The organism is Pseudomonas kielensis, from assembly GCF_030505375.1.
GTDB lineage: Bacteria > Pseudomonadota > Gammaproteobacteria > Pseudomonadales > Pseudomonadaceae > Aquipseudomonas > Aquipseudomonas kielensis.
This window is the reverse complement of sequence record NZ_CP130043.1, coordinates 5,434,750-5,457,427: the sequence shown is the minus strand read 5'-3', so window position 1 is coordinate 5,457,427 and position 22,678 is coordinate 5,434,750. Positions and strand designations below refer to the sequence as shown.

Below are 22,678 nucleotides of genomic sequence, written 5' to 3'. Positions count from 1 at the left end.
TGAGGATCAGCGGCACGTCAGCGCCTGCAGGCGGTAGCCTTGCGCTTGCTCCATGCTCTGCGGGTCGATCGATAGCTGACATTGCGCCATGGCTTGTTCGCCCCAGTGCACATCGAGGGTTTGCGCCTCCATGCCGGTCGACAGCATGACCTGGCCGGCTTGACCGACCATGCCGATGACGTTGCCTTCGCGATCCTTCAACTGTGCGCCGAAAGGCAGTAGCTGCCCGCCAGCCGTTCGGCCGGTGATCACCAGGCGGGTGACCGTGCGGGCTGCGAAGCTGGCCTTGACCACGGCGCCACGCCGGGGCACGAGTTGCGCGGCAGCGTTATCGATTTCCACCTCGGGGCCCAATTGATCGGTGTTCAGTTCCAGATGATTGACCCGATACGGGCGCAGATACGGTGCCAGGGCATAGCCGCGCTCATTGGTCCTGGCCCCCGCTGCGTTCTGGATGCCGACGCCAGCGGTGTCCGGGACCTCCACCAGGGCCGCAGTCTCTCCCAGGTACGGCCCCAGTTCGATGCCACCTTCATGCACCAGCAGCGCACCGCTGGCATTGACCGATAGGTTGCGATAGTCGCTGCCTTGGGTGACGCCTGCGCCGACGCTGCCAAAGGCGGCCTGATAACCCAGGGAAAGGGCCGCCGAGCGTTGCTGGGCGTCATTGTTGCTGACGGCAGCCTGATAGCTCAGTTGACTGTCATTGAGGCTGCCGCCCAGGCTTGTCCGTTGATTGAACTGCTCGCCACTTTTCTGGAGGTCGAAGGTGGCGTTGGCCGAATGACCGAAATCCAGGGGCATGCTGATGCTCAGGCCGACCAGCCGGTCACTGGCGCGAGAGTCGTTGAGTGACTGCGAGGCGAACAGGTTGTAGCCGACGCGCTTGTAGTGAGTGCTGAAATTGAGCTGGTACTGGCGCTGCACTTCGCTGCTTTGCCAATAGTCCTGGTGGGACAGGGTCAAGCTCAGCGAACTGCGAGGGCCGATGTTCTGGTAGACCGACGCCTCCAGGCGGCTGCGTCGACTGCCATGCCAGCCTGAGTCCTGGCTGCGCTGGCGCACGGCCTCATCAAAATCGCGATAGCCTTCGGTGGAGTAGCGATAGCCGGCAAAGCGCAGGTTGGTCTTGGAGGCAAAGGACTTGCCGTATTTCAGGGCATAGCTCATGCCCTCCAGGCTATGGCTGTCGCGCCTGTCGACCACGGCGCTGGAGTGGGTCAAGTCCAGGGACAGTGCGCCCCATGGCCCCAGGTCCCTGGATGCGCCGATATTGCCAGCCTGGTAAAAGTCGCTCGCGATCACCCCGCCATACAGGGTCGAGTTCCAGGCGATGCCTGTCGCCAGGGTGCCTTGCCAGAACAGCGGATCATCCAGCCCGTAGGCGCCGTTGTAGTGACCCAGGGCACTGCTGTAACGCCAGACACCCTCGCGCAGGAGATTGCTGAGGGTGGAGAAGGATTGGCTGAAACGTCTGACCTGGCCGTCAGCCTCGGTCAGGACAATCTCCAGTTCGCCGCTGCCACCGTTGGTGCTGAGGTCGTCGATCTGGTACGGCCCGGCGCTGACATACGTGGAGTAGATCGGGTAACCGTTCTGAAAGATTTCGAGTTTCGCCCGGGTTTGCGCTACGCCCCGGATGATCGGGGAATAGCCTTGCAGGACATCCGGCAGCATGCCCAGGTCGGTGGCAATCATCGCGCCCTTGAACGGCAGGCTTTTGAACACTTCGCCGCTGGTGAACGCTTCACCCAGTGTCAGCGTGCCGAGGGTGCCCGGCAGGTCGCGCTGGGCGTAGGTGTAGGCGCTGCTCCACTCACGCTTCTCGCCGGCGTTCTGGCGCAACGACTGGTTGCTGCGCAAGCGCCAGCCCCCCAGGTTGATCCCGCTGTTGAGGTACAGATCGTCACTGTTCTGGCGGCCGCGATAGCGGTTGCTGACTTGTTGCGCGGAGGCCTGATAGTTGACAAAGGCGGCATTGATGCCGTGGTCCCAGCGTGCGGGGTCGACTTGACCGAGGACATCCCGGCGCATGGCAATCTGCGGGATCGAAAGACTCAGGAGCAGTTGGCTGCTATCGAATTCGACCAGGGCACCGGGTATCAGCGCCAGCAGGTCGACACAGGAAGACTGCATCAGCGCCGGATCAGCCAGGCTGTCGATGCGCACGCCCATTTCGCTGAGCAGCTCGGCGCTCAGGCAGGGCTGGAGTTGATCACCTGCGGGGCTGAGCACGAATTCGAGTTCGCGGCGACCGAAGTACACCCGATTGACCTGGATATCGACCTCATAGCGTCCCGGCCCCAGGTCGTTACCCAGGGTCAAGGCGTTGAGCGCCAGCACGCCGGCGTCGCTGGCATGGTCGGCGTTCTGGCGCATGAAACCGGATTGAAATTCAACGACAGTGGCCATGGCAGGCCGGGTATCCATCAGGCTGGCAATACCGATGCCGGTCACCAGCAGGTGGGTCGCGCGCAATCGAAAGGGCGCCCGTTGGTGTGCAGGCAATAGAGTCATGGGCAGGTTCCTGGCCGTGAGCGTGTTCGATGCTGTTTCAAGGGACGGTTTGAATCGGCAAGGTCAGCGCCTGGGTGTAGCCGCCGTAGTCGTTGATGGTCGAGAACTCCACCTGCAATCCCGCGTGCGGCTTGATGCCGTCAAGGGTGTAGGTCTGAGTGCTCAGGGGGGCGAGCATCTGGGCGTTGGGCAGAGCCTGTTGTTGACCGTGGCCCTTGACTTCAAGGCGGGCGAAAGAGACATGAAAGGGGGTTGGGTTGTTGACCCGCAATTGCGTCTTGCCGTCGGCCTGGGTGATCGACCACTGCAGATCCTTGAGGCGCGCGACGGGGTTGTCCTTGAGTTCGGCCGGTCGATAGAACAGTTTGATTCGGGTGCGCAGGGCGATGTTCAGGACGTTGCCTTGCTCGGTACTGGCCTGGGGAATCTCCTGGACGTTGAAGTAAAACAGCGACTCGCGATCCGTGGGCAGGGTATTGGGCAGACCGTTGATCTGCACGTGCTGTTCCTTGCCCGGATTGAGGCGGAACAAGGGCGGGGAGGGGATGAACGGGACTGCAGTGCGGGTGTCATCGGCGGCCGTGTTGACCCAGGTCTGTACCGCAAAGGTGCGGTCACTGGGATTGGCGACGATCATCGAAGCGCTGCGCTTGTCACTGTCGAACACCACACGGGTGCCATTGAGCGTGAGGGCCGCTTGGCTGGCGGGGAGGTAGGCGGTGAGCATGAGCGCAGTCATGCAGGCTGCAAGGGTCGGGCGGACAGCGGCCGCCTGTTTGATCGAACCGAACATAGGTCTTTACCTTTGGCCTGGCTGAAAGCGCCAGCCAGGACACGTGTGGATACCCCTTGTTCAGCACGGCGAACAAGGGGCAGGAGCGGGGATCAGTTGATGGCGACAACGAACTGGATATCGGCCGACGCCACGCCCGCGGTGACCGTGGTGGCTGTCGAGCGGTAGTAGGCGTTGAACTGCAGGTCGGTTGGTGCGCCGACGTTCAGGTCATAGTCGGCGGAGGCCGCGCCCGGTGCGAGTGCGGCGCCGCGTTGGTCGCGCATGGAAATCACCACGCCTTTGGCGCCATCCAGCCCGGGGGTGACCTGGAAGTAGTTGCCGCTAGGGTCGGGTATGCCGTTGAAGGTGGTATTGGCCACGCTGCCCGCGGTGATCGCGCAGCCCGCACCACCGCTGACACGCAAGGAAAAGCGCTTGCCGCTGTGTTCCTGGCCCACGGCGGTGAAGCGACTGGCGTCGACGCTGCCCATTTTTACCAGGTCGCCGACCGAGCCGTCATCCGGGTTGACGATTTGAATCGGGCAGGTGCTGCTGGTGACCTTGCCCTCGAACTTGACTGTGCCGCTGCTGGCGAACGCCGAGGCACCGAGCAGGCTGGCACTCAGGCCCAGCGAAAGGGCAAGTAAAGATTTTTTCATGGTTTGAATCCTTTTGGTCTAGGTCGCGCCAGGCATTGAAGGATCGAGACAGTGCCGAGGTAGCGCTGTTGGAAAAATGCGGTGTCAGGAACACCGGGTGTCTCGATGGCGGCGATTCTAGGAAGCCCACAGGGCTGCGGATATGAGAGATCTCTCAGTCTTGCGGGGCGTGTGTAAGTGATTGCGAATGGGGCAGCCGGTCAGGGGCAGCGGGCATGGCTGGGGCTGGAATGCAAAAGGCCCCGCATCGTTGGATGCGGAGCCTTTTACTGGATGGCCACCTAATGGCCGGGTTTTAGAAAGGGCTGCTCAGGTGTGGAGCATGGTGCGCCTGAGTGGCTGCTGTGGGTCAACTGATTAATCATTGAATGCATCAATGTAATTAGGGCCCCAGCCTTGTTGCCGATTGTCAGCGGTGTTGAGGGCTTTGCCCCGACCCAATACCCCCTTGTACCAACCAATTTGGTTCTTGACAGTCCAATTCTTGCGAACCGGTGTGACTGGCTCAACAATCGGCCCTGAAGCATCGCTACTGCCACTGAGGCTGCTGGTCCGGCTTGGCGATCTGATTGGATTTACTGCTGAGTGGGGGTTGCCGTCCAGAATGTCCGAGAGACTCGGGCCATTAAGCGAAGTACCAGATCCTGTGCTAGCCCTGGATCTGGATGACCCCACGCTGCCAGAGCCAACACCGATAGATCGAGTTGACCCACCGATTACACCAGAGCCTGCGCCAGCCGATCGAACCGACGCCGTTGCGCTCTGAATAGCATAGGTAGTCCCGGCGATTGCCGGAACTGCAACAAGCCCAGCTACCGCAGCAGTCTTCAAGCCCGCTGCGAGACTCGCTGCTGCCTTCGCCGCTGCCTTCGTCGCCAAGTGCGCCATCGCTCTTGTGACCAGCCCCGCTCCAATGGTGACGAAGCTGCCCGCGAGTCCGGCCCACATGGCGATACTCATCACGTCTTCGTTCTCATCCAGAGTGGCCCAGATCGCTAAACCCAGTGCGCCGACGCTCAGCAATATCCCCAAGACGCCCGCCACCAAACCCAATGACAGGCCACCTGTGAATGGAGTGAATGCCACTGCCACAATCAAGGAAATGACCATCCCTGCCACCGCCAACCACTTCTGCCACCACGGTCTCTTGGGCTCTACGATAGGATCTACATACCCTGGTCCAATCGGTCGCCTGTTGTTGATGGCTCGATGTCCATTGGGGTCGCGGAAGGCGATAGGGTTACCCTGGCAATAGACATAGGGGTTGGGCCCGCCAGTACCAAACGGGCTGAACGAGTCGGGACTGTGAAAACGCAACAGGGCCGGGTTGTACACTCGATAGCCTCGGCCCAGCAGGTACCAGCCGCAGATGGCCTCGCGCACCTCGCCGTTGAACGCCAGCAAAGTGGTTACTTCCTCCTCGGCGCTGCGTTGCCCATAGGCGCTGTAGACGATGCTGTGCAGTGTGCCTTGCAGGCATTCGCCAATCACGCTGGGGCTGGCATCGGTCATCAGCAGCAGCGTGCGGTCGTGGGTGTGCAGCTGCTGTTCGGCCAATGGCAGGTCGCCATGGAACAGGTACTGGGTGTGGACGCTGCCCTGGCGGGTGTGGCTCAGGCTGTACCCCTCGTAGTTGCGCAGGGTTTCTTCCTGCAGGCCCTCGCGTACGCCAATCAGGTGATTATGCCCGTCGTAGCGGTAGGTGCTTAGAGTCTGCTCGTTGTCGGCGTCCTTGACCGACAGCAGGCGTCCCTGGCTGTTGTAGTTCAGGCGCTGACCCTGTTCGTCATTGAGCATATGGCCATCGGCGTCGTACTCGAAGGCCTGCCGCGCCTTGTAACCGCCTTCGACGTAAGTGTGGGTCACTTCCTTCAACTGGCAGGAATCGTCGTCGGCGTAGGTGAATTGCGCCCTGTCATTGCGCCCATTGGCGAAGATTGTCAGGCAAAGCTGGATGTTATCCAGCGCATCGAAGCGAAAGGTCTGACTGGTGATTGGGTTGCCATAGGCGTCCCTGGGTAATTGTTCGCCGGAGCAGGCATGGCGGATCAGACGCTTGCGCGGGTCGTAGGCAAACTCCTCCTTGAGCAGACTGCGAGCGCCGATGTGCAGGTGCCGGCTTTTGAGCTGGTCGTCGTCCTGCCAGACCTGGCTGATGGTCCGTGTGGGATGACCGTTGAGGGTCATTTGACGCTCGATTTCCCGACCCAGGGTGTCGTAGCTGAGCACGGTTTTCAGGGTGGTGGCGCTCTGCAGGTTATGGGTGGTGATGCACCGGGTCTGACCAAGGTTGTCGTATTCGAATTCGGCCCGTAGTGAACCCTGGGTGGCGCTTTCGGGGCGGCCAAACTCATCGTAGGCATAGACGGTCTCTAGCACGCTGGTGTGATGGCGGCTGATCGGCCGTCCTTGCAATGAGCTGAGCTGGACGGTCTCGTGTTCAACGTTGTCGCTGTCGGTCCAGGTTTCGCTGTGCAAATCGCCATGGTGGGTATAGGCATACTGGTAAAACCCCTGGTCATTGGCCGCGTTGGTCAGGCTCGCGGTGGTGTGATCATAGTCGAAGCGCGCCTCGCCTTCGGCGGTCTTGATGCTGATGGGCTGGTCGGTCAGGTGCAGGTTGTATTCATAGTCGATGAGCTTGCTGGACGGGGTGATGCGCCGGCAGACCTGCATTTTTCCGGGTGCGTACTCATAGCGCTCCAGACGTGGGCCGACCGTCAAGCTGGTTTGTCGCAACAGCCCGTCGAAGGTCTGTTGGCCGCTGTGGACTTCAGGCAGCTCTTGGTTGGCCGGCTTGACGCTCAGGCTGGTCGGCATATCCCCGCTGGTGTGCTCGGCAAAGGTTCGGCTGACGAGGGTGTCGTCGGGCAAGGTAGTGCGCGACATACGTTCCCACACATCGTATTCATAGCCAGTGGCGAACTCCATGTCATCAACCCGTTCCAGTTGCTGGAGGCCGTTGCCATAGCCGTTGTAGGCATACTCGATGGAACCGACGGTCGCCAGCGCGCGACGTGCCAACAACGCCTTGACCTGTTGCTGCACTGGGCCTTGACCCGGTGCCTGCTGCAGGTGCTCATTCAGGGGCTGGGCATCGAACCGCGTGACCCGGTCAAGCTTGCCAAAGCGATTGAAATGACTTTCGCTCAATTGATTGACCTGGGTCGGTTGTCCGGCGCTTTCACGCCAGGTGCGTTCTATCGGCCCGTCGCTACCGAACGGTGACAGATCACTGACGCTGGCGGTGCCGTCAGGCCCAATCACCCGCAACTGATCGCCCCACGGGCTATATTCGAAACGGCTGTGCAATGTCAGCGGTTGATCGGCGAGCCAGTCGAGACTGGTTTGCCGGACCAGGTTGCCCAGCGCGTCGTACTCTGCGGCAAAGGTCTGGCGGAACTGCGTCGCCTGTGTGCCATCTACGGCGTATTGCTGCTCTTCATAGACACTACGGCCGATGCCGTCCAGGCGGGTACGGGTGATCAGGCCCTTGGCGTCTTCGACCTCCTGGCTGGCTTGCTGCCCGTCCAGTGCTGTCAGGGTGTAGCGGTAATTGCGCGTGGCCCGGTACTCGGCAACCTCCGGAGCGACAGTCTCGCGGATCACCCGATGCAAGGCGTCGTACTCGGTCAAGGTGTAGTTACCATTGAGGTCGTCCTTCAATACGGGCAGGCCATACAGCAGCGACTGCTGCTGGCGGATGACCTTGCGCGAATCATGACTGCCTTCAACGTGATCGAAGCCTACAAAGGTCTCGACGATTTCCAGCACCTCTTCATTGGCCAGGGTGCTGTTGAAGCGGTTGTAGGCATAGCTGGTGGTGCTGGTCTTGCCGTTCAGGGTTTCGCTCTGGGTCAAGGGACGACCGTGCAGGAACGGGGTGTCCACGGCTTCGATGCAGGTACGCAACGTGTGCTTGAGGGGGATTTCGTCATTGCCCTGCAACTCCAGCACCAACTCGCTGTCGTTCACCAACCATTGCCCGAGTCCACTGCCCCGCAGCGGCTCCTGGGTGCGGTAGCGAAAGCGGGTGCGCAGGGTGGAGGCGAGTTTGCCATTGTGGGTCACGGGCGCGGGGATGACCGTGCTGTCCTTGCGGTTGCGGATAAAACCTTGCGGGTCGGCGGGGCAGCCGTCGCTGGCTTCCTTGGGGTAGTAGGTGTGTAGCGTGCGGATGCCGCTGGCTTCGATCTCTTCACGCAGGTTGCCGTTTTCATCAAATACCGTACTGCTCGATTCTTCGCGGTACTGGGTTGGATCGTTGTCCATTTCCCAGGACGTCTTGAGGTGTTTGGGGGACTGAAATTGCGCCACTTGCCGGTCGAAGGGAACGTCTTGGGCATAGTAGGTGGTCACCTCCCGTTTCACACAGTGATCCTGGGTGGTTTTCTCTTCGGTCATCGCGTGAAAGCGGCTATAGGTGCGCTCCACCTGGCGCACCACCTTGCCGCCCGCCATCAGGCTGGCGGTACTGCCGTAGCTGTACCCGTGGGGCGCGTTGTACAGCGAGTCCATACCCTCTTCGGTGCTGACCGTAATGCCAGCCCCAAGAAAATTTCTCGACGTGTAGCTGAAGATGACTTCCATGATCGGCTGGCCAAAACCGGGGTCGGTGCGATGGCGAGTAACCCGTGGCAGTTTGGGCAAGTTGACGCCGTCGGAGAAGGGGTGGCCATCGTCCTGATAATCAATGGTATCGACGCCGCCGAGTGGGCTGTTGACCTTGTGCAGGCAAAGTATGCCCCGGATCAGGTCATTACCGTAGTCGAAACGCCAGGAGGGTTTCTCCTCGCCCGGCAGGACAATCTTGGTCACCCAGCCTTTGCCGTTCAACTCCATTTCATAACGCGCCAACGGCTCGCCGTCGGCGCCACTGCCGGGTTTTATCAGGATGTCCACCGAGGAATCACTGCGATTGATCCGCACCAATTCGCCCTGGGCATCGCTGATCGATTGCAAGCGCTGTCCGCCGCGGAACACTGCGTAGGTCAGGTCGATACAGTGGCCAGTGGGGGCGTAGAGGCGAGTGGGCAAGGCCACCCGATTATCGCCACTGCCGCCCACGGTCAGGATTTCGATCAACCCTGAGCGATGCACCACGCGATAGGTGCCGTCCTGGTTGTTGTAGAAATGGAAGGTGTCGAGTTTCTTTTCCCGGATCGCCGGTTCGCTGCCGCTGCCGGTGACCTTGAAGGTTTCCCCGGTGCACAGGGCCAGAATGCTGTTGTGCGGGGTGAACTGGCTCAGATTGAGGTTCCAGCCAAGGCCAAAGCCGGAGTCGAGAATGTTCATCGGGTTGAAGCTCAGGGCCAATGGCACGGCGGGGCCGCACAGCCAGTTGCTCTTGAGTTCGGGGAAGCTGACGGACAGGGTGTATTGGCCGGTTCGGGGGTCTACACCGTTTTGCAGGAAGCTCATGAAGCCGAACGCTTGTGAGTGGACGGAACTGGACAGGGTCATGTTGATGAACCTCTGAGGTCACAGGGGGCGGAAGCTGAAGAAGGGGCACGCTTGTGCCGGGACTGTTGAAGTGGCGGTCACGGGGTCGGTGGCGCTACGGATGTCTTGATTTGTACGCACGCAAGTTTATCGCGCACGACTGGATTGCCCGGTTTCAAAAAACGATCGATAAGTTGTAAGCCAGGGCCGACGATGTTTGGGGGGGTAAAACTTTTTAGGTACTCCATCTCTATATAGTTCAAAGTGGTTGGGTTTTTTATAGTCTTAAATCTGAACCAGAATTCTCCTTCTTCGCCCGGTTGTGTGTTGCAGAGTTTGTTTGCTGAAAACAGTATTTCAGTAGCAGAAGGGATTCCGATAAGCCCGAACTCTCTGGCTTTTACGAGATGGCATGGTGGAGGTGGTGGAGGTGGAAGTGGTGGAGGTGTTATTACAACTGCGGATACCAAGTCGTAGGTTATTGTTTCCCCTGCTGCCGGAACGGGAATAAAGCACTCGAACTTGTCTTTGTCCATGAGCGCAATCGAGCCTACTGCTTGAGTGGCTGCCAGCGCAGGTTGTGCGTGGATTATTTGGCTGCTGAGCAGTAATCCACAAGTTATTGTTTTGATGTGGTTCATCGGTGCAGCCCTCTTCCAGGCGTGTCATTGAGCGAATGTCTCACGGTAATTTATCAGTTGAATGGCCGTGGAAAACCTAGCAGTTCTACCAGTGGACACGGGTATCGGCTGAGTCTAGGGTCAAAGCAATAACTGCGGGCGTTAACTTCATGGGCTATCCGCGACTGAAAAAAGAACTAACGCTAGCAGTGATTTCCCGTTTGGCAACCTGTTAGTTCTGCTAGTAGTTGAGCGGGCCGTGCAGGAGTAAAAGTACGCCATCACGGCATCAGCGACTGCTCAGAAGTTGTTTCGTTATTGGTACGAGCCCCCATGGAGTTGAGTCAATGGCACAGTCAAACCCGCTTCCAGACATACCGGACCTCAAGGACGACGATTGGGTCGACCTGGATGAATTGGGGGGGCAGGCGTTGCGCACGTACATCAAGTACCCCGGGATCACGGTCGATGAGGATGTGATCTGGCCCAGGTGGATAGGCTGCGGCGCGCTTGGTGAAACGGCTGACTACGTGACGTCCCGGATCGATGTCACCGTGTCGGGGGGCTACACCGCTGCACGGGGAATGCCGGTGGATATTTCCAACGCGCTGTTGAGGCAGCTCGATCAGGGCATTGCGTTGTTTTCCTACAGCAGTTCCAAAAACAGTGATCCGGATAACCGTGGCCCGGAGTCACTGCGAAGGCTCTGCCGTATCGGCCGGCCCTCCGTACGCCTGGAAACCTTGCCCGTGGCGCAGATCAAGGAGTCCCACGGGCTGGCCCTGGATCCCGATGCCGTTGGGGCTGTTGGCGCCAGCGCCGTGGTCCCCTCGTATGCTGCCATGAGCGTGGGTGACAAGGTCACTTTTACCTGGCAAGGATTCTTCGAGGGGTTCCCGGATACCCCCATCAGCCGGACCCTGGAGCTCAAGGCTGAACATATTGGCTGGCCATTGACGTTCACCGTGCCGCAAGACCAGGTGCTGTTCAACGACAGCGCCGACATCGGCTACAGCATTCAATATGCCGATGGCACGGGCGAGCGCGGTGAGTCGGAGCGCCAGACTCTGCTGATCAGAAAGCCGGCAGTGGCCCGGTTACCCGCACCGCAGATCCTCAACCACAGCGATGGCCCGATCAATCCGGGATTGTTCCCCAACGGCCTGATCTTGCGCATCCAGCCTTCCTACGCCGACATCCAGCAGGGCGACCGTGTGCTGGTCTATGGCAACGCCAATCGGGCCGATAGAAGCCTGCTCAGCGCATTGCGCGTCGATCGTTCAATACTCGACCGCGGCCTGATCGAGTCGCATATCCCACAGCAATGGCTGCTGGACAACAGCAATACTCGGGTCACGTTCACTTATCAGTACGCACGCGCTGGTAGTGCGCTGTCCAGCGAATCACTGGCGCTGGACATCAGCAAGCCGCTGGATCTGCCGGCCCCCATCGTCGAGGATGCCGTGGCTGACGGCGACCTGAGGGGCAGTCTGCCGGCTGATGTTTCAGGAGCCTATGTCAACGTGCCGGCGCAGGCTGAGATTGGCTCAGGCAAGGTGGAAATGCATTGGTTCGGCCATGCCGCAGGGGGGCGCCACATCGCGCCGAACCCGGTCGGCGGCGCGGGCCGACGCTTTTTCATTCCGGCGACGGCGATTGCCGCCAACATGTCGGCCACCCAGCGTTTTCAGGTGTTCTATCGCGTGACCCCGCCGGGGCAGACCGCGAGCGAGGACTCCGTCGCGTTCAATCTGCGAATCGTGCCGTTGCCGGCATCTCGCTACCCGGACACCCAATGCACTCAGGCCCAGGGCACTTCGACCCTGTCATTGGCCAGGGTACCTGCGGCAGGCGCCGATCTGACCGTGGCGCAATGGCCGTTCATGGCCGCCGGGCAGTTGTTGAAAATCGTCGCCCGCGGGGTCAGGGCTTCCGGTGGCGGCTCAACGTCGATCACCGTGCGCAATGCGCTGCCGGTCACTCAGGCGGAGTTCAACAGTAAACGGGTGACCGCCGTCCTGGCCCGCACTTTCCTTGCTTCTCTGCGGCTCAATGAAAACTTCACCCTGGAGGCCAGCGTCAGTTTCGATGGCGGTGAGACTTACTGGCCGTTCAAAGATGGCAATCTCAAACTATCTGCATGAATCAGTGTTGGGCATGGGGCCTGGTCAAACCAATCGCAAGGATATCTATCATGAGCAATAACTCTCTGGATGAAATGTATAAATGGCTGAATGTCGAGCCACGTACCCGTGGCTGGAACGCTATTCTGGCCTATGACCGGTCGAAGACCAATGCGGTGCTGTTGCAGGAATATATTAATCGGTTCAGCACGGGGAACTACCTACCGCCCATTACTGAGCTGCTCCAGGATAATCAGACGCCAACGTATCGAGAGTACATGGTCAATTATGTAATGGATGCTCCACGCCTGTCGTTTACCAATTCAAACCTGGAAAACTCCAAGGCACGCATCCGGCAGAAAGTCATGGGGGGCACGCACATGGCTTTTGAACGGCCACTGGGCGCGTCGGCCTGGCGTACCACTAAAGTGGCGCTGTGGGGGCCGATAGATGGGCCGACCCTGGAATACGATATTGACCTCAAAGTCACTCAGGGAGGGGTAGACCGGCAGGGGACGGTATCGCTGAATATTGCCGAAGGGCTGAACTATCGGATGACGTACGCGCAAACCGAACACTTGGCGAAGTTTACCGGTGAACGCTTGAAGGCGCACTTCAATAAGTTGCCGGAGGCGCAAAAAAACTTTGTGTTGAATGAGATAACGATTGATCAGAACCAGCTATTGAAGCCCGTGCACTTTGTGGTCCGGACCCATAATAAGAAAGGCAGCGGGGCTACACTGGCGGCTAATGAAAACGAGGAAGAAGGCGCGGTACTGCTGTTTGTGACGATGGAAGGGCAAAGTGATGGTGCGCTGCCTGCCAGGAGCAGTGACTTGAAGTATCTGCTGCCGGATGGGGTTTCGGCCACTCTGTTGCTGGGGCATCATTTTTTCTACGACAAAATAGTTGTTTCCGGAATGCGGCGACTGTTGAATCAGGATTCTTTTCAGTATGAATATGAAATGCAGGCGGGTGGCAAATCGATTCTTGCTGCTTATGCGATACGCGGGGCTCGTACGGTTGAAAAGGCTAACAGGCTGGTGATTGATGATCACCAGTATCGCTGTAATGTCTTGAATTTTTTTGTCTCTGCTCCGGATGAGAAAAGTTACTTTAAGGGCTTTCAGGTCGTAGATTCAACCGTTAACTCTCTCAGGCATTTATTTGTTGATTGGTTGAAGGAGGGCGAGTTCATACAGGTTGTTGTGAACTCGCCGGGTCATGTAGGAACTATGCATATTCCTACACGCTTTCGATTTCATACGACGTTAACATTGGCGGTTGATTCTGAAACGATGGATCTGGTGTTCAAATATTCTCAGGGTGCGCACAAGTTGGAGTTTTATCCTGACTTCTCCAATCAATCACTGCTGCCGCCCGCGCATCTGTCAAGAGTAAGGGACGCGTTAGTTGAATGGGTTCGCGAGTACTTCAGGGATGCCGACAAAGATTATACGAGAGCCGTAGGTGACCTCAATGTGTTGATGCTCAATAGCTTGTTGTTCCGTGGGCTAAATCGGGTTCAACCGCAAGACGTCAAATTTTTCCATGACCTGGCCATTTTCGGCCAGGTCGGCCCCACGCTGACCGCCTTCACCCTGAACAATCTGGAACCGGTTATCGGTCGCGGCGATACCTTCCAGTTCAGCACCATCCCGGCGATGAGCAATGTGACCTGGAAGGTCGAGAACATTCCCGGCAGTGATGGTCAGCCCGGCACCATCAACACCTTGGGTCGCTACACGGCGCCGAATGCCGGTCAGTTCGCGGGCGACTACACCCGGGTCCGGGTGACGGCCACGGCCGGTGGCAGCAGCAGTTCCGCGCTGGTCAGCGTGCTGCGCTACGACATCGTGATCAACCCGCTGGTGCAGGTTGTTGGTGTGGAGGAAGTAGCCGGTCGCGAGGTGTCGGCCGGGGCCTTGAACGGCGAAGCGCTGGTTTGGTCTGTCGCGGATCCGAGCACGGGGGCGAAGGTGCTGCCGAGCAGCAAGGAGGGGGGCGATCACACCTATTATCCCGGACCCCGGTCTGACGACAGTAAGCTGGTGTTCAGCGTGGATCAGATCGTCGTGACCAATCCCCGCACCAAGAAGACTGAACGGTCCGCCGTGCTGAAATTGCACCAACTGCCGAATATGACGGTCAGCATCGTGCCAGGATCGGGCGGGCCGGCGAATCAGGTCAGGCTACAGGCGAGCATTGGCGATTGGGTGGCTGATCCCGAGACGGAAGACATGAGTTGGGCGGTGATCGCAGGTTCAGGTCACGTGGACCCCAAGACCGGTGTGTTCACGATCGACGCCATGGGGGCGCACAAGTTCGCCGTGATCACTGCGCACATTCCGGACGTTAGAGGGCGAGCCCCGGATGATGGATATATCATCCTGCCCATCCCGCTTTACACCGTGCCAGAGGCGATCCGCATGTTAACTACGGATCAAATGGCACTCAGCGCCGACTAATTTTGGGAGCAGCATCATGTCGAATTCTCTGGCAAATCTGTTGGCGCGGATGAGGGCGGGTTCAGTGGTTCTGGGCTGGGGGGCGGTGGCGGCATTCGGTCGTGCCCAGCTCAATCGGCTGCTGGAAGAGCAGTACCTGCGCTGGTTGAGCGATTCGCGTTTCATACCGCCCATGAGTGGTTATTTGTACGTGACCCCGGACCACACCGAATCGGTACAGCTCGACTCGCTGTTGCTGGGCAAACCGGTGCTGTCGTTTGCCTCGGCCTCTCTGCACAGGTCCAGGGTCACGGTGACCATGAACCTGATTGGCGGTACCTACACCGCCATGAGTTACCCGGTGACCGGGGTGCCTGCTCTGATGTCGAGCTTCAGCATTACCGAGGACATGGGCTACAGGATCGAGATGCAAATCGAATTGGGCCACATCGAGGGCGAGGTCGATAAACGCGGGCGGGTGACCCTCGATCTGGCCAGCGACCCCAACCTTAAATGCAATCTGGGTGAGCTGCCCGGGGTACAGAATAAAATTGCCGAGTTCATCCAGGGCTTCCTTGCGGCCCAGCCGGATGACCGCCGCATGTTCGAGTTGGGGCTGTTTGATTTCAGCGGCTATAACCCCCTCAGCCCCACAGGCTTTTATATCCGCACGCAAAAAGCCCCTGGTTCCGGCGATTCGGCTGATGGTGCGGTACTGGTCTTCATTCGTCTGAAGGCCAGGGATGAGAATGGCCAGGGCTTGCCCACCGATGGCAGTAATTTCCCCTACCTGATTCCGGACGACACCAATGGGGCGAATCAACCGCTGTACAGCGCAGCCCTGGTGTTGAATCAACAGTGGCTGGAGTTGGTCGACGAAACGCAACTGGACGTGCTGAAGAATCTGCTGTTTCCCGGTGAAAACATCTTTGTCGAGACGCCGGGCGGTCGGCATCGTCCTGCGGACATGCTGATCCTGGGGAACGTCAAGGCCGCAACCGAGCACGTGGCGGTCGAGCCAGCTTTCGTCAATATGAAGGGCAGCAAGGTCCAGCAGTTCACCGCGCGCAAGAGTGACGGCAGCGTGGTCAGGGCCAGTTGGAGTGTGAGTAACCTGATCAGTCCGCTGGCGGTCGGCACGATTACCGCCAACGGCGGCCTGTACACCTCGCCAGCGGCCTCGCGGTTGGGCAAGGAGCGCCAGCCGGTGCTGGTGACTGCGTCTTACACCCAGGACGGACGCCAGCAAACGCGCTCCGCCATGGTGCTGGGGGTCTACGAAAACATGAGTATATCGCCCCGGGTATGTACCAGTGGGGTGGGCAGCACGGTTGACAAGATTCCGCTGCGCGTCACCACCGTGACGGGGGGGAGTTGATCTGGCCTACGCTGTTGCCGACGCAGGGCACGCTGACCCGGATTGATAATAATCGGGCGTTGTATACCCCGCCGGTGACGCAGGCTGAACCGCTGCAACTGGTCAGGCTCACCGTACAGGACAGAAGCAGTAACGAGTCGATCGAAGCGACGATTGTCGTGGTGGCGTCGGCGCAGACGCTGCAGGTGGATCCGCCCTATGTCTCGGAGATCAGCCAGTCCGAATTGGTTTACCTGCGGGCCGAGGACTATCAGAAGGAAGATTGCCAATGGAGCGTCATCGGTGAAGGGGAAGTCAACGAAGATGGCGTTTTCACCCCGCCGGCGTTCGGCGCTTCACGGATCAGCGTGGTCAGGTGTGACATTCAATACGATGGTGTCGGGCCCATCCGGCGTCGCGGTTTCAGCATCATCCAGCTCACCGAACGGGCGGAACCTGAGTTGCGTTGGAGCGAGTTGCAAAACTTCGATGTTTCAATCAATGGTGACGATAACCGCTGTTATGCCAACGGTCGCCAGCAAGTACCCGTGGTCGTGAAGATCGAGACGAAGCCGGTGAGAATCGATGGCCGCGATCATTACGTTCCGGTCAGTGATGCGGACCTGGCGACATTGAAACTGGTCCACAAACTGACGGGCGCGGAGGTGCCGTTCATAACGCTTGGCGAGGAAGGCATCGAGCACAACAGCCCGTTGAAGTGGGCAGCAAACAAGCAGAGGAACCGTTTCCGCTATTTTCCCACCATGGCGCAACAGGCCCCAGCGGTGGTGCTGCCCAAGCCAGACAACAATGGCACGCGCTATCGCGAGCTCTACATCCACATGGCTGTTGAAGGCAATCAAACGTTTTTTGCCCGATTTCAAGGCAATGGGGCGACCTTTAGTTCGGGGGGGGTGGCGGCTGGCGAGGTGTCGGTGCGCGGTGTGTTTTCCGCTGCACCGTCGGAGGCGGAGTACCAGCTTGACCGTGAGCGTGTCGCTCAGGATCCCAACGGTCATGATGAGCCGAACGATCCGAGCAATCCGAATCGGGATGTGTTTAGTTACTACCTCTGGTCAACGGACTACTGGCGCCTGAGCTATCGGCGGCTTGGCTCTTACCCGGTGAGATTCTCGACCCTGCATATCGAAAAGAACATCTCGACGATTCAATGGGAAAGTGAACTGCTGGATGAAACCTTCTTCAGCTACACCTGTTATGCGTTTAACCCGGCGAACGGTGTCAACAGTGATTCACCTGCCCCCGAAGGTTTGTCATTCGATCTGTACTTGAGAAATTTGTTCAAGGAAACCGGCAAGGTCTTGAGCGGCGCCTTTGAGGGTGGTTCCAAGCCTTCTCCGGGTCAGTTGCTGATCAGTTTGCATCGCACCCATGACATGAAGTTCTGGTATGACGGCATGGCGGGGGGAGATGTCTACCGGCTTTATCGAAAACTCCTGGATCCAGCGGTCATCTTTGTGTTGCTGGATGAGGACGGTAATCGCCATCGGTTGCAAATCGGCTTCGCGCCCCCGAGTACTGCAGACAGTCGCAACCGACTGGTGTTGTTGCCGCAATAACAGGCCTTCTCGAAGTCGCAGGCGCGCACTCGGTGGTGCCTGCGGTGGATTCCGTCATCTATGTAAAAGGGTATGGAACATGACCACATCCAGTGCGGTGCATTCCCAGGCGTTTGCCTTCATGAGTTACTTGCAAGGCGGCGTCGACCCGCGTACCGGGCAATACACGCTGTCCCTCGACTTTCCCGAAATAAAAAGCAACTGGCTATGCGGCCCGGACTTTATGTTCAAGTTGAGTTTTAATCCCATCAATATCATTGACTCCGGTTATGGTTTTGGTTGGAACCTCAATCTGAGCCAGTTCACCGCACACAACAGTATTCTATCGCTCAGTACCGGGGAAACATTCAAAGTTACCGGCAGTGGCACTGAGCCGGCGATCAGGGAAAAGAAACTCGACAGCTTCCATTTCTACAACAATCAGGACGGTACCTACCGCGTGGTGCACAAGTCCGGATTGATCGAAGTGCTCACGCTTGGCGGCAGCGGCGAGGACCGAGTGGCGTTGCCCAGCCAGATCTACGCCCCCAGTGGTCACAGCATCCACTTGACTTACGCCAGCTTCAGAGGCGGCCAGCGCTTGCAGTCGGTCAGAGATGCCCAGGGCGAGTTGTTGCGGATCAATCGCCCCAACGACTCGCAGGTCGAACTGCTGCTGCGCCCCTTCGACGGCCCTGGCGGAACCCCGCTGGCGCGCTATGAAATGGAATTGAACGGCAAAGGCTGGGTGACGAAGATTGTCCTGCCGACCCAGGAAAAACCCTCCTGGCGTTTCGACTATGGCAACGACCCGATCCGTGGCATCCTTTGTCTGCACGAGGTCAAGACGCCCGCCGGTGGCCGTGAAACCATTGAGTACCAGGACGATGGGCACCCCTATCCGAACGGCGTGACACGACCCAACCTGCCCCGGGTGACGCGCCACCGCACGTATCCCGGCTTCGGGCAACCGATGATGGAAGTCGTGTACACCTATTCGGTAAACAACTTTCTGGGCAACCGGGAGACGGTCAGTTGGGAAGACGGAATGGACCCGCTGTACAACGTTCCGCACACCTATGTGTACAGCAGTCACGCTGCTGAGCGGGTGGGTAGCGCGGTCGTTCGCCAGGTCGATCGCACCTTCAACCGCTTTCATCTGCTTACCGAAGAAAAGATCACTCAGGACCATTGCGTCCAGTTGCAGGCGACCCTGTATTACGCCGAAGACAAACCCTTTGCCCAGCAGCCTGCGCAGTTCCAGTTGCCCCGGCAAACCTCCAGCAGTTGGCGAATGGACAATGATGCCAGCAGGTTCCGCGAAGAGGTCACCCTCAGCGCGTTCGATGTCCATGGCAATCAGCTTGAGCAGGTCGAACCCAACGGCGTGCGCACGGTTCACACCTACTACCCGAAAGAAGCCAGCGACGGTTGCCCGGCCGATCCGCAAGGATTTGTCCGCAACCGCAAGGACAGCACGGTTTTCCCTTCGTCGCTCGAACAGCCAGGCGCCCCGACATTACGCATGCGCTTGCGCTACCTGGCGCTCCCCGCGTTGACCGGCAGCGGCCAGGCGCCTTGGCTGAGCAGTGAAAGCGAGACCCTGCAGCAACTGCAGGGCAGCAACGAAGTCGAGCTGCAACGGACGCTGTACGCGTATCACGATCAACCCGGTGCGGTGTTCCTGCATGGTCGTCCAGCCAGTCAGCGCACGATGCTCAATGGTCTGACCAGCACCACTGAATATGCCTACCGCACTCTCGACAGCGTATTGGCAGGTGAGACGGTACTGGAAACTATTGAAACCCTGACCGGTTTCGACCATGGCGCCGAACCTGTGCGCAAGGTGACCACCCGTGAGGACTCGCTGGTCCACGGCCAGCCATTGCTCAGTTACGACGACAACGGCGTGAAAATCCGCAGTACGTATGACGAACTGCAACGGGTGACCAGTGAAACCGTATCGCCGGATGATGATGAGTTCAAAGCCACGCGGGCCTATACCTACTACCTGACCTCGCTGGATGGACAGCAAGCCCAGCAACAGGTCACGGATGTCAAGAATGTCACTACCCGCACCTATTTCGATGGCCTGAATCGACCGATCAACGAGCAACGGCAGAACGCCGACAGTCTCACCCGCGCCGATGAATACCGCACAACCTGGTCAGCGCGATACGACGCGCTGCAGAACCTGATCGAGGAAACCCAGTTCGACTGGCGGGGCGAGGAGCAAGTCCCCCTGACTCGCACGTTCGATTACGACGCCTGGGGTATGCAGTGCTGCGTCACCGGCCCGGATGGTGTGCAGCTCCATGAACAGACCGACCCGATTGGGGCGGTTGACTGGAAAGGACCGATCCAGCGGAGTTGGCGGCAGGGATCGGGCGTTGCGGCGAAGCGGGCCGGGATGACCGTGACCTATGTCAATCTGTTTGAAAAGCCGGCGCACATCGAGCGCTTCGATACCGCCGGTGGCGCGATCAGCTTGCATGAGTACGGCTACGATGGCCTTGGCCAGACCGTGCTGGAAATCGATGCCCGGTCCGGCAGGACCGAATACGCCTACGACAGCTTTGGTCGGATGATTCGTAACACGTTGCCAGACGGGGCCGTGGTCCAACGTCGCTACGCGTTGCACAGCGCCGAAGACTTGCCGACTGAAATCAGTGTCAACGATGTCGTCCTCGGCAGGCAGGAGTTTGACGGGCTTGGCCGCATGAAGGCCTCGACCACCGGAGGCCGCAGGCAGGTCTTCAGTTACCTGCCCGGCATGATGCAGCCGGACACCGTCACGACGGCGAGCCAGCAACGGATCCACTACCAGTACAATCCGCAGCTCAGTGAAGAGCCAATGCGTCGACAGTTGCCCGGGCAGGTCACGGCCGACTATGTCTACGACAAACAAAACGCCCGGCTGGTCAGTTGTCAGGAGCAGGCGCTGGGTATCAGTCGCCAATACTTCTCCACGGGTGAGCTCAAGAGCGAGCAGCGCAATCAACCGGGTGAATCCCATGCCATGCACTACGACTACAGCCGCCTGGGCCAGCTCTTGAGTTACACCGATGTGCTGCAGCAGGTGCAGAGCTATGACTATGACGTTGCTGGGCGCCTGGAGTCGACGCAACTGGGCAGCACTCACTCGGACTTCAGTTATGACGAGTTGGGGCAGACGGCAACCATCACGACCCGTGACAGTGCCAGTGGGCAGCAGGTGATCATTGCGCTTGAGTACGATGATTTGGGTCGAGAGATCCAGCGCACCTTCGACCTCAATGGCATCGAGCAACAATTGACCCAGGTCTATAACGCTGCCGACCTGGTGGAGCGACGAACCTTGAAGCAGGGCGACGCTGTGCTGCGTGACGAGACGTATGGCTACGACCTGCGGGGGCGTCTCACGCTCTATACCTGTGAGGGTAGCCAGCCCCCTGTCGATCCCTACGGTAAGGCGATCGCGCGGCAGGTGTTCAGGTTCGATGTCCTGGACAACCTGACCCAGGTGTTGACGACTGCGACGGATGGGCAGCTCAATCGCGCGCTCTACCGTTTCGAGAACCCTCTGGACCCCGCGCAGTTGACCCGCGTCGAGAACAACGCGGGAGCACCTTACCCCGCCGAGATTCTGCTCGAGTATGACGCCGATGGGCATTTGATCCACGACGAGGAGCAGCGTGTCCTGGAATACGACGCCCTGGGCCGCTTGACCCGCATCAGCGGCTTGTCAGGTGAACCTGGGAGCAACCTTGATTACGACCCTTTGGACACCCTCGTCGGCAAGGATGGCCCTGAAGGAGCGGAGCGACGTTTTTATCGAGATGGCGAACTGGCGAACCGAATTCAGGGGGCAGACGGCAGCACGTTCGTACGCGCGGCGGGAGTGGTACTCGCCGAGCACCAGACGGGGGATGTGCAAACACCTTCATGACCGCGCTATACATGGAGTCCACTGACCCGTGCAAACTCCACCAGGCCACCGTCATGCTCAAGTCCCAACTTGTCCATGGCGGTGCGTTTCTGCCGACTGATGGTTTTTTCGCTGCGGTTGAGCTGCAGGGCGATCTGGCGGCCAGACAGACCCTGGACAAACATCCGCACCACTTCAAGTTCTCGTTCGGAAAGACTGGCCGAGGGTTTATCCGCGCCGGCGGACAGCAGCGTCTGGGCGTGCAGAATGCGCGCAAAGGTCGGGCACAGATAACGACGACCGTGTAGCACGCTTTCTGTTGCACGCTTGAGCTCAGGCAAGGCACTGCGTTTGTCGAACAGTGCGCAGACGTCCAGGTTGAGCAACGCCTGCAACAGGCAGGGATGGCTGAGCATGGTCATCACAATCAAGCGGACATGGCCGAAGTGACGTCTGATGTAGCCGATCAACGCCAGACCATCGGGAAATTCGCCGTAGGGCATCGCGTAGTCAGTGATCAGGATGTCACAGGGCTTTTGCTCCAGGTGCTCGACCAACTCCTCGGCGCTTTGGGCCTGGGCGACGATCGCGAAATCCTGGCTGAACGGCGGACACAGGGCCATTTCTGCGCCCATCAGCACCACCGGGTGATCGTCGGCAAGGATAATGCGAGTCCTGCCCGGCATGCCAAGGACAGGTGTTTCAGGTGTGTCGCCCCACAGTAGGGGAGCAGCAGAGAACAGCGGTTGCGCAGGGTTCATGCGGTGTCTCGACAGGGACCAATAGCACGCCGGACACCGCAGGCCGCAGGTTCAATTCAGTTGAATCAAACCTTGCTCGAGGGCCTTGAACACAGCGATCCAGCGCGATTTAACGTCGAATTTTCGACGGATGTTGTCTAAGTGATAATTCACGCCCGATTCAGTGCAATTGACAATCACTCCTATTTCCCACGACGACTTGCCTCTGGCAGTCCAGCCCAGCACCTCCTTTTCACGCTGGGTCAATGTGATTGCAGGCCCTTCAACGCTAGGTGGCTTCTCCCGGTGAGGTTGGCGGTCACGGGTACGCTTGGTCGTCGCAGTTGAATGGTTCATGACAGGCACTCCCATTTATCAATTACTGGAGTGGGCGCGATGGATCCTTCCTAAAATGGGCGTGGTCCTTGCGTCCGGCTGACAGACGCCTCGTAAGGCGCTGTAGGTTCAGCTCCGTTATATCGCGGAAACAGCGCCTTGAAACCTGTAAGAACTAACAGGTGGAGCACATTAA

The 22,678-nt window shown here is 59.0% G+C and carries 12 protein-coding genes; 5 read left to right on the top strand and 7 right to left on the bottom strand.

The features are described from left to right. Positions 1–6: 6 nt before the first annotated feature. The 5 genes from Q1W70_RS25190 to Q1W70_RS25170 form a co-directional block, all read right to left on the bottom strand. Entirely contained in the window at positions 7–2,517 is a 2,511-nt protein-coding gene (locus Q1W70_RS25190; RefSeq protein ID WP_166592781.1) for a fimbria/pilus outer membrane usher protein, read from the bottom strand. 37 nt (positions 2,518–2,554) lie between these two features. After that, on the bottom strand, positions 2,555–3,310 hold the full coding sequence (locus Q1W70_RS25185) for a fimbrial biogenesis chaperone (RefSeq protein WP_166592782.1): 756 nt from the start codon (positions 3,308–3,310) through the stop codon (positions 2,555–2,557). 92 nt (positions 3,311–3,402) lie between these two features. Next, positions 3,403–3,951 (bottom strand): fimbrial protein, encoded by a 549-nt coding sequence (locus Q1W70_RS25180; RefSeq protein ID WP_185818015.1) that lies wholly within the window; start codon positions 3,949–3,951, stop codon positions 3,403–3,405. A 357-nt stretch (positions 3,952–4,308) separates the two neighbouring features. Next, the gene (locus Q1W70_RS25175; protein ID WP_302098279.1) at positions 4,309–9,414 is read right to left on the bottom strand and encodes an RHS repeat-associated core domain-containing protein; all 5,106 of its coding nucleotides are present in this window, start codon (positions 9,412–9,414) and stop codon (positions 4,309–4,311) included. A gap of 77 nt (positions 9,415–9,491) precedes the next feature. Continuing rightward, positions 9,492–10,034 (bottom strand): hypothetical protein, encoded by a 543-nt coding sequence (locus tag Q1W70_RS25170; RefSeq protein WP_302098278.1) that lies wholly within the window; start codon positions 10,032–10,034, stop codon positions 9,492–9,494. A 326-nt stretch (positions 10,035–10,360) separates the two neighbouring features. On the opposite strand from Q1W70_RS25170, the gene Q1W70_RS25165 reads away from it, so the two are divergent. The 5 genes from Q1W70_RS25165 to Q1W70_RS25145 all read left to right on the top strand — a co-directional run bounded on the left by Q1W70_RS25165 (position 10,361) and on the right by Q1W70_RS25145 (position 21,427). Then, positions 10,361–12,157, top strand: a complete 1,797-nt coding sequence (locus Q1W70_RS25165) for a hypothetical protein (RefSeq protein ID WP_166592786.1) — start codon at positions 10,361–10,363, stop codon at positions 12,155–12,157. 50 nt (positions 12,158–12,207) lie between these two features. After that, positions 12,208–14,604 (top strand): hypothetical protein, encoded by a 2,397-nt coding sequence (locus Q1W70_RS25160; protein ID WP_185818018.1) that lies wholly within the window; start codon positions 12,208–12,210, stop codon positions 14,602–14,604. A gap of 16 nt (positions 14,605–14,620) precedes the next feature. Beyond that, positions 14,621–15,961, top strand: coding sequence for a hypothetical protein (locus tag Q1W70_RS25155; RefSeq protein WP_302098277.1), 1,341 nt, complete (start codon positions 14,621–14,623; stop codon positions 15,959–15,961). Next, positions 15,958–17,520 carry a hypothetical protein gene (locus Q1W70_RS25150; protein WP_302098276.1) on the top strand — a complete coding sequence of 521 codons (1,563 nt, stop codon included), beginning with the start codon at positions 15,958–15,960 and terminating at the stop codon, positions 17,518–17,520. Before Q1W70_RS25155 ends, Q1W70_RS25150 begins: the two co-directional genes overlap by 4 nt. A gap of 79 nt (positions 17,521–17,599) precedes the next feature. Beyond that, entirely contained in the window at positions 17,600–21,427 is a 3,828-nt protein-coding gene (locus Q1W70_RS25145; RefSeq protein WP_166591700.1) for an RHS repeat domain-containing protein, read from the top strand. Between the two features lie 5 nt (positions 21,428–21,432). Here the strand turns inward: Q1W70_RS25145 and Q1W70_RS25140 are convergent, their stop codons facing one another. Continuing rightward, entirely contained in the window at positions 21,433–22,167 is a 735-nt protein-coding gene (locus Q1W70_RS25140) for a response regulator (RefSeq protein WP_166591701.1), read from the bottom strand. Between the two features lie 51 nt (positions 22,168–22,218). After that, positions 22,219–22,503, bottom strand: a complete 285-nt coding sequence (locus Q1W70_RS25135; protein ID WP_166591702.1) for a helix-turn-helix transcriptional regulator — start codon at positions 22,501–22,503, stop codon at positions 22,219–22,221. Positions 22,504–22,678: the final 175 nt, after the last annotated feature.

Bases quoted from the DNA above. Each gene is read 5' to 3' on its own strand.
- Q1W70_RS25190 (WP_166592781.1), bottom strand. From the start codon at position 2,517: ATGACTCTATTGCCTGCACACCAACGGGCGCCCTTTCGATTGCGCGCG.
- Q1W70_RS25185 (WP_166592782.1), bottom strand. From the start codon at position 3,310: ATGTTCGGTTCGATCAAACAGGCGGCCGCTGTCCGCCCGACCCTTGCA.
- Q1W70_RS25180 (WP_185818015.1), bottom strand. From the start codon at position 3,951: ATGAAAAAATCTTTACTTGCCCTTTCGCTGGGCCTGAGTGCCAGCCTG.
- Q1W70_RS25175 (WP_302098279.1), bottom strand. From the start codon at position 9,414: ATGACCCTGTCCAGTTCCGTCCACTCACAAGCGTTCGGCTTCATGAGC.
- Q1W70_RS25170 (WP_302098278.1), bottom strand. From the start codon at position 10,034: ATGAACCACATCAAAACAATAACTTGTGGATTACTGCTCAGCAGCCAA.
- Q1W70_RS25165 (WP_166592786.1), top strand. From the start codon at position 10,361: ATGGCACAGTCAAACCCGCTTCCAGACATACCGGACCTCAAGGACGAC.
- Q1W70_RS25160 (WP_185818018.1), top strand. From the start codon at position 12,208: ATGAGCAATAACTCTCTGGATGAAATGTATAAATGGCTGAATGTCGAG.
- Q1W70_RS25155 (WP_302098277.1), top strand. From the start codon at position 14,621: ATGTCGAATTCTCTGGCAAATCTGTTGGCGCGGATGAGGGCGGGTTCA.
- Q1W70_RS25145 (WP_166591700.1), top strand. From the start codon at position 17,600: ATGACCACATCCAGTGCGGTGCATTCCCAGGCGTTTGCCTTCATGAGT.
- Q1W70_RS25140 (WP_166591701.1), bottom strand. From the start codon at position 22,167: ATGAACCCTGCGCAACCGCTGTTCTCTGCTGCTCCCCTACTGTGGGGC.
- Q1W70_RS25135 (WP_166591702.1), bottom strand. From the start codon at position 22,503: ATGAACCATTCAACTGCGACGACCAAGCGTACCCGTGACCGCCAACCT.